Source organism: Streptomyces sp. NPDC002773, assembly GCF_040295605.1.
In the GTDB taxonomy this organism is placed as follows: Bacteria; Actinomycetota; Actinomycetes; order Streptomycetales; family Streptomycetaceae; genus Streptomyces.
Genome location: NZ_JBEOVO010000074.1, coordinates 1 through 2,932 on the forward strand (window position 1 = coordinate 1; position 2,932 = coordinate 2,932).

3 protein-coding genes and 1 pseudogene are annotated in these 2,932 nt (G+C 35.8%); 1 reads left to right on the forward strand and 3 read right to left on the reverse strand.

Translation table 11 applies throughout. The annotated features are described in order from the left end of the window. On the reverse strand, window positions 1–326 hold a 326-nt coding region (locus ABT034_RS35180; protein ID WP_351221177.1), incomplete at its 3' end, for a helix-turn-helix domain-containing protein. 53 nt (window positions 327–379) lie between these two features. Beyond that, window positions 380–1,534 carry a rolling circle replication-associated protein gene (locus tag ABT034_RS35185; RefSeq protein ID WP_142422934.1) on the reverse strand — a complete coding sequence of 385 codons (1,155 nt, stop codon included), beginning with the start codon at window positions 1,532–1,534 and terminating at the stop codon, window positions 380–382. A 695-nt stretch (window positions 1,535–2,229) separates the two neighbouring features. Between ABT034_RS35185 and ABT034_RS35385 the strand changes: the two are divergent. Continuing rightward, window positions 2,230–2,325, forward strand: a pseudogene (locus tag ABT034_RS35385) (hypothetical protein); the annotation flags it as partial. A gap of 126 nt (window positions 2,326–2,451) precedes the next feature. Here the strand turns inward: ABT034_RS35385 and bacA are convergent. Then, window positions 2,452–2,932 (reverse strand): bacteriocin 51 precursor BacA (gene bacA / locus ABT034_RS35190; protein WP_351221178.1); only part of this gene is annotated, 481 nt, incomplete at its 5' end.

Genomic DNA, 2,932 nt, shown 5'->3' on the forward strand with positions numbered 1-2,932 from the left:
TGATCCTTGATTTTTAATTGCTTATCTTTTTCTTCTAACTGTTTTTTTAACACCTCAAATGTTTCTTCGACCGAAACATCAGTTTGCGGTAACTTTGCACTCAAGTTATCGGTCAAGTTTGCAGTTGAGTTTGCACTTTTACCACTTTTTGATAACAGTATCGATTCTCGAACAAGTTCAGCTGTATCAATGCTTAGAGTGATTTTTTGTCCCTTTTCTACAACCGGTAACCCACCGCAAACCTTGTGCACATGGTTTCTAACCGTAGTTTTCGATACATTTAACGCATCTGAAATCTCTTTTATCGTTATTTTTTCTTCTGCCAATGACACTCCCTACCTTTCTGCCCAAAAATAAAATTGTGCACAACCAAATAAACCTATGCGGTTCGATTTTTTAAACTTTCTTCTTTTGCTCGTTCTTGAAGTTCAAATTTATGTTCTAATGCAAATAACTCTTGCTCCAAAGCGTCTCTGAGAGCCCCTGGTTTCGTTTCTAAGAGCAGTAAGCGATATCTGGTTATAGAAGCAAGCAATCCTCTTTTGTCCGCTACACGCTTATTATATTGCTCTATAATGACGGTATTCTCAAAATCATGCTCTTCGTCCTTGATTTGAATCGACTTACGAAGCGTTAAATTCTCATCTTTGAATCCTAACGTCTCTCTAACATGTTTATATTTCATCGGACGACGTTCAGGATAAACAATGCCCTTCGATTTGCTGAAAATATTCATACCAGAAGGATACATGTGCAGACGACCGCCTTTTATAACCGCCTTACTTTCATCTGTTTTTGTGGTTTCAATTCCTTCAGACCCTTGTTGGCGTAAGATATCCTCATACTTGCTTTCATCATCTTCCACTAAAATATCGGTTAAATACGCACACAAATAGGCACCTAAATTATCGGTTTTATCAATGCGTTTCACATCCACAAACCCATGAGACCAAAGATCTGCAAATGTCTCATTTGGAATATAAACGCTTTTCAAATGCGGAAATTTTAGCAACATATGAATATGCCAAGCCCCACGCCCTTGTGGTTCCAATACTTTAACAAACTCAAATTTACTCTTATTTTTGACGTTTAGCTTATATTTTTTGTTTTTTCCTTTTTTCTTATAAGCAATCTCTCTCACTTCGCCATACTCATTGGCCATAAAATACTTCAATCGCTTGATAAACTTATCAAAATCCGCGGAAACTTTTTTCAAATCTTGTACATTATCAGCGTAAGTCAACGTTGTCCAAAGTTCATTTTTCTTTCCAGAAAAATTATTGTTTACCAAATAACCCAATTTTTTAAATGTTTTACGTAAGCTATCTAAATTTTGTCCCCGATTCTCAGAATGAGCAAAATCTTTAATTTCGCCCGTCTGCAAATCAACATATTGGTCTTTGGAAATTTTTTTGATCGGTGCAGACGTATTTTTATGAGATAAATATTGCACTTCAATGATTTCGCCCATATCAGTGACCGTCACATAGTCATTATTTTGGATAAAAGCGTCGATTTTTCTCATTTCTACCATGTCTGCACCTCCTCTGGCTACGCCTGCCGAATTATTTTTCTCGTAATGTTTAGTTAAAATCAAGTTAATAGGTTTTCGGTCGCTACGCTCCCTACAACCCTTGCTAGAGCGCTTGTTTTGCCTTTTCTTGCCTGGAGATCTACCGAGCTGCTGACGTGCACAGCACTCGCCTTAGGCACGCTGCAAGCGTGCCAGTCACAGCTAAAACACTCGGTAGAATCAAGGCAACCCAAACAATCGCTTCAGCAAGCACTCTTCCTTTTCGAACGCAAAAAAATGCAAGAGATTGACGTCCTAGCTTCCCACCCTTGGTCAGCCATTCACTCAATATCTTGCATTCTTCTTCAAATGCCTATATAATATCTTCGAATGGTAGATAAAGGGTCTAGCTTTATCTATCTGTAACGTTAAGAGGGTAGGATCTCTTAGCGTTTTTTTTTTGTTCTTTTTTTCAGTCCTATCAAATTAAAATAAGTATACCGCTACCAACTAACCCTGACAAGAAAAATCCGAAATATGTTTATTCCACGTTTCCTTGACAGCAGGTTCCCTTCCCCCCGTACCCCCTACGCTTTGTCGCAAATTCAGCCTCTGACTTGCTCTCGCTTCAGTATAACAGGGGGAAGCCTACTGTAAAGGAACTTTCGCGGCATAAAACGATCGTTACATAATATTAGTAAAGTAAAAGAGTAGTCGTTAAAAAAACGACTACTCTTTTACAATTTTCTATTGTTTTTAAGCGTATTTTTCCTGTTTCTTTTTTTCGAAAATTCTTATCACATTTACAATAATAACCGAAGGTATAGTGAAGTAGACAAAAAAATTCGACAGTGGTAAAACAAAGTATAAGAAAACTCCTAATACTACTGCAATAATCAAAGAAATTTTTGTTAATGACATAGTAATTACCCCCCCAATTATTTTATTACGTAATTTTGATCTGTACTATAGGTGTCAGTTGAAATATTACTGAAATGAGCAATATAGTTTAATTGTACACCTTTACCCTTTTTCGCGGCATTTACAAAGACTTGATTTGCATCAACTGCAGATCCAAAAACCATTGAAATTATTCCAGCAGTTAACCCTGTTAAACCAATAAAACCAGCAATTGCACTAACAGTATTTAACTTTTTAGTTTGAGAACTTAATGACTTACATTTAGCAGGAGTAACATAATAACTCATTTTATAACAAGTATACGAAGTATGATTATGATTATATTTTGTACTTGCAGCTTCCACAGGCTTTACGAAAAACGAAAAACTAAACAAAAGACTAATAGTCACCAAAACATTTATAAATTTCTTCATGATAAACCTCCCTACACTGATATAAAAAATTATACTATCTATAATGTAGGTGTGTCTATATAAAAAAATAATATATAGGGAATTT